The sequence below is a fragment of the Catenibacterium sp. UBA627 genome, assembly GCF_002299355.1.
Taxonomy (GTDB): Bacteria; Bacillota_I; Bacilli_A; order Erysipelotrichales; family Coprobacillaceae; genus Catenibacterium; species Catenibacterium mitsuoka.
This window is the reverse complement of sequence record NZ_DBPF01000051.1, coordinates 12,016-17,383: the sequence shown is the minus strand read 5'-3', so window position 1 is coordinate 17,383 and position 5,368 is coordinate 12,016. Positions and strand designations below refer to the sequence as shown.

The 5,368-nt window shown below is 34.2% G+C and carries 4 protein-coding genes; all 4 read right to left on the bottom strand.

Annotated elements, in window-relative coordinates:
• A partial coding sequence (locus B2S90_RS03695) for an HAD-IIB family hydrolase (protein ID WP_286696558.1) occupies window positions 1-668 on the bottom strand: 668 nt, incomplete at its 3' end.
• Between the two features lie 34 nt (window positions 669-702).
• Window positions 703-2,571, bottom strand: a complete 1,869-nt coding sequence (locus tag B2S90_RS03690; protein ID WP_286696557.1) for a sucrose-specific PTS transporter subunit IIBC — start codon at window positions 2,569-2,571, stop codon at window positions 703-705.
• A gap of 114 nt (window positions 2,572-2,685) precedes the next feature.
• Window positions 2,686-4,812, bottom strand: coding sequence for an alpha-galactosidase (locus B2S90_RS03685; RefSeq protein ID WP_286696556.1), 2,127 nt, complete (start codon window positions 4,810-4,812; stop codon window positions 2,686-2,688).
• Window positions 4,796-5,368 (bottom strand): GH32 C-terminal domain-containing protein (locus B2S90_RS03680; RefSeq protein WP_286696555.1); only part of this gene is annotated, 573 nt, incomplete at its 5' end. The genes B2S90_RS03680 and B2S90_RS03685, both read right to left, overlap by 17 nt.

Sequence of the window (5,368 nt, the reverse complement as noted above, 5' to 3'; positions counted from 1 at the left end):
TGTTTCAGTGCATTCACACCATTACTCATAGCTCGTGTATGCTTATAGTCTTTAAAAAGACTCAGATCATTATAACCATCACCAAATACATAAACATCATCAGAAGTATGAAGTGTTTCTATCACTCTTTTTACCATAAGTGCTTTATTCGCATTCATTGATGTAACTTCAATATTCCACCAGGATGATGAGGTTACATTAATTCCTTCTATTTGATCAAGCCAGTATTTGATTTGATTGATTTTCTGTTCGTCATGCACAAATACAAATATCTTTCTAATTTCTTTATAATCTTGAAGATGTTGTTCTGAAAGTTGTGTTGTAGTATCACAAAATACAGTATCAGTAGAATAATCTCCTTCTTCCGTATTAATTTCAAAATCCATATGATGTTCTAATAAGCCATTCATAATAGTATGTGCAATCTTCAAATCGATATTCTCTTTATAGAGAATATCTCCCTGACTATTTCGACATTCCGCACCATTCAATAATACACAATAATCTATATCTACTCCCTTCAACAAAGGAGAAGCTGTCTTGTAACTACGTCCTGTCGCAATAATTCTATAGATAGGTGATATATTCAATACTTCTTTAGTGAAGGGATCTACTACTCCATAACTATTAAGTAATGTGCCATCTAGATCACTGACAATTGTTTTCATATTATTCTCCAAAAAAGTCAGTTCAAAGAACTGACTAAAGTGATAACTCCATAATAATATCATCAGACGTAATTGAACCTGTTTTCACCTGAGCAATATCAGTATAGCTGTTATAGTTAGTAACAATCGTAATTACTGTTTTCTGGCACTGATGTCTTTCTACTCCATCTAAGTCCATTACAGTGAGAAGGTCACCCTTTTTGACTTTCTGTCCCATTGTGACTTTTGTATCAAATACTTTTTCATCGGTAATTTTTACTGTATCAATACCTAAATGTAGAAGAAGTTCTGCACCTTCATTTGTGATGATTCCAATTGCATGTTCTGATTCACTGATAAAGCTGATTGTACCATCTGCAGGAGCATAGATCTTACCATCAGCTGGTTCAATAGCTGCACATGGTCCCATAATACCTTCTGCAAACATAGGATCCTTGATTGCACTCATTTCAATCGCATCTCCTGATGCAATCGCAAATAAGGATTCACTAGAAACTTCTTTTTCTTCTTTTGGTTCTACAACTTCTTCTTTTTCTGCCTTAGGAACACAGAATAACCATGTAATAGAGAAAGCCACCGCAAATGCGACTAAGTTAACAAGAATATAGAATGGTAGCTGTTCATTTAAGTAAAGTAATGTACCAGGAATACCTGTAATACCCATACCTGTTGCTTTAAGATGGAAGATAGAAGCAAGGAATCCACCAACACCTCCACCAATCATTGCAGCGATAAATGGTTTTACTAAACGAAGGTTGACACCAAATACTGCAGGTTCAGTAATACCTAATGCAGCAGATAAAGCAGATGGATAAGCAACCTGTTTCATTTTCTGATCATGAACTTTAATTGCGATAGCTAATACAGCACCTGCCTGCGCAATGTTTCCACAAGTACCAACTGGGTTTAAATAGTTCCAGCCATCATTGGCTAACATACTGATTTCTAAGAAGTTTAAGATATGATGAATACCAAAGATACCAAGTAACTGTCCAAAGCTTCCGTATAATAAACCACCAAGACCTAAAGGTAACTGCAATAATTTTTCAACTACAAATAATACACCTGTTTCAACTGTATGAAGAACTGGACCAATCGCAAATAATGCAACTGTCATACCAATAAGTAATGTAAGAAATGGAGTAAGAATAAGATCTAATGCATCTGGAATACGTTTTCTTAACCATTTCTCCATATTGGCACCAAGAATACCTGTCACAAAGGCAGGTAATACAGAACCCTGATAACCAGATACCTTTAAGAAATTGAAGAACATCAATGGTTTTGCAGCACCAGAACCAACATCATATGCACTTGGAAGACCAGGACTTACAAGCATTAAACCTAATACAATTCCAATTACAGGACTGCCACCAAAGTTTTTAAATGTTGACCAGCATACAAGTGCAGGAAGGAATGCGAATGCGGTATCCGTTAATACCTGTGTAAATGTAAGTAAGTTTGTAGGAACACTCTTAGTTGTTAAACCAAAAAGATGCAAGATAGCTTCTTGAGTCAATAAGCCTCTTAGACCCATGAATAAACCTGTTGCAACAAGTACAGGAATAATTGGTACAAAGACATCAGAGAATGTTCTAATAGCTCTTTGGAATTTATTTCCATATACTATTTTTTCATGGTTGTTATTACCTTCTTCTCCAGTCACCTTGATTACTTCATCATAGACACGATTTACTAAACCTGTCCCTAGAATAATCTGATACTGTCCTGAATTGAAGAATGATCCTTTTACCTTATCTAAAGATTCAATTGCTTTTACATTGATTTTATCTTTGTTTTTTACTACTAAACGCAATCTTGTTGCGCAATGTCTTACTGAACTAATGTTTTCTTTTGAACCAGTTAATTCAATAATCTTTAATGCAAGTTCTTTATCGTTCATTTTTCTAACCTTTCCTTTTTAATTTGTTAAGCGCTTTACTGATTATATTTATACCTCGTAAAGCGCATTAATTGAATGGAATAACATAATATAAATATGGCTTTTTCTAACCGTTTATATTTTTTTTAGTATAAATGTGTAAGTTTTAAAATCACCATGTTCTAAAGGTACACATAAGCCCATATGCTGCAGCTCATCTCCACCATAGATTTCTTGTGTATGACATTCTAAATAATCAGAATCTTCATCTAAGTATGTTAACTTAAAGTACTTCTGAGCAGTCAGAGGATTATAAAAACGAGTCATTATGACAACATAAACAGTCTTTCTATCAAGACTGACTACTTCCCAGCCTAAATGATTTTCATCACATTCAATGGCATGTAATTCACCGTTGAGTGTTTCTTTTCTTATTGTTTTATATTCCTGAATCTGCTTCTTAATATCATCTAATTCATCATCTGTACACTTTGTAAGATCAAGTTCATAACCTAAATTAAATAGTTTTGCGATATCATAACGTGTCTCTAAGGATGTAATACGCCCAGTCTGGTGATTAGGAACAGCACTGATATGTGCACCTATCACTGATTGTGGATAAAGCAGACTAAAACTATCTTGAATCACACTGCGATCGAGTGCATCCGTATTATCACTGGCCCAGTTCTGCTGCATATAACATAAGATACCTGGATCAAAACGTGCACCTCCACTTGAACATCCTTCAAAAAGAACATCTGGATAACGAGACGTAATCACATCAAGCACATGATAAAGACCAAGCATATATCTATGAGCCACTTCTGTACTATACTTAGAGATATGAGAACATACATCACTCATCGGTCTATTCATATCCCATTTGATATAATCAATAAGTCCTGTAGAAAGATAAGAATCAAGCATATGAATTAAATAATTCTGGACATCTTCTCTAGATAAATCAAGAAGATATTCATGACGACCTAAAGTAGGTTCATATCCATCTACTGATAATGCATAATCTGGATGTTGTATATATAAATCACTGTTTTTACTAATTGCTTCTGGTTCAAACCATAAGCCAAACTTCAAACCATATGATTTAACAAGTTCAGCAGCTTTTTGTATACCACCTGGAAGTTTGCTTGTATTACATTTCCAGTCTCCCATAGAATTACGACTATTATTTTCTTTTCTAAACCAGCCATCATCTAACACAAATAATTCAATACCTAGTTCACTCGCACATTTGGCCTGTTCTTCAATCTTTTCTAAAGACACATCATAATACATAGCTTCCCAGGTATTTAATAATACAGGAGGTAATTCCTGTGATTGTGGTAATAAGTGATGACGATAAAGTTTATGGAAGTTCATTCTCATTCCTTCTAAACCTGTATTACTATAATTCACGACAACTTCAGGTGTATAGAATTCTTCTCCTTTATGTAAGTGCCAATTATTCATAGAAGGATGTAAACCCATCTGCATACGCACTTTTCCAAATGAATCCTTTTGTATCTTGCAACAATAATTTCCACTATAAATAAAATGCATTGCATATATATCAGAACCTGATATTAATGCCGCAAATGGATGCATTTGTGGACTACTGCTGCCTCTTGTACTTTCTATTTGAAATATACCTGTATTAAGTGCAGATAGCTGAATATTGCCTTCTTTTGCATGTAAGCCATACATTGTCATCACTTGATAATCCTGTGATGGAAGTTCTAAAGAAACAGATTGTGTATTATAAAGAATAAGATCTTCTTTACAGCTTCTAAAAGAAGCTGAAAATGAAAGAACTCCTAAATCCTCATAAATAGTGATATATTGACTAACTTCTAAGCCAATATGCTTATCTTCATAGACTACTTCTAGTGTCTCACTTCTGCCATGACTTTTAAGTGAAGGTAAGCCTGGAAGAGTCTTCTTTTCATCTAGCACATGCACTTCCTTCAACAATAATTCACAATAACGTTGATGGTGTGCTTCTACTTCAATGGCAGGTATGCGATAATCTCCATGACCTAATTGTGGATAGAGAAAAGGAAGATCATCAAAAGATGCATTTTCGATACTGACATCATGTTCAGTATTGTAGCCACGTTTGTAGTAAGTCATTGGATTGTTATGATAATGACGAAGTGGTTTCCCTATATATCTTTGTAAAATGTACTTTTGATCTAATACTTCTAATATATAACTAATATGTGTATTTCTAAGATGAATTATACTATTATTTATTGTAATCATTTTTAATCTCCAATCTGTATACGTTGATATTTTGTGGTTCTTTACTACTTGCAAGAAGTAAGTCTTCAGCCTGTGGATCAAGACGTGCAGAATAAACAAACTCTCCGTTATTCGCAAATATTTCTACACTTGATGTATCCAGCCATATTTCCATATGATTGATTTTTATAGGCCATGATTTCTTTTGATATATCTGTTCTGCCCAATCATAGCGTTCAATACTTATCCCTTCATCAAAGTGAATGCTTAATTCCTTATTGATTGAAAAAGACATATGTTCCAAGGGACTGATTTCTATCATCGCCTGTCTTTGTATTTTCATATGATTCGTATAAGGAATTTCATGGCATAATTCATACATCTCCCTTACAGGTGACTGTATCAATTTTCCTTTTTTTACAGATAATTCACGAGGCATTGTTAAACAATGAATATGTCCATCCTTAGCGAATTCTGCTTCTTGCGCATCACTAAAACGTGACATCCAGGCAAGCATAATACGTCTTCCTTGAGCATCCACAAATGTTTGTGGTGCATAAAAATCATACCCTTCATC

Bases quoted from the DNA above. Each gene is read 5' to 3' on its own strand.
- B2S90_RS03685 (WP_286696556.1), bottom strand. From the start codon at position 4,812: ATGATTACAATAAATAATAGTATAATTCATCTTAGAAATACACATATT.
- B2S90_RS03690 (WP_286696557.1), bottom strand. From the start codon at position 2,571: ATGAACGATAAAGAACTTGCATTAAAGATTATTGAATTAACTGGTTCA.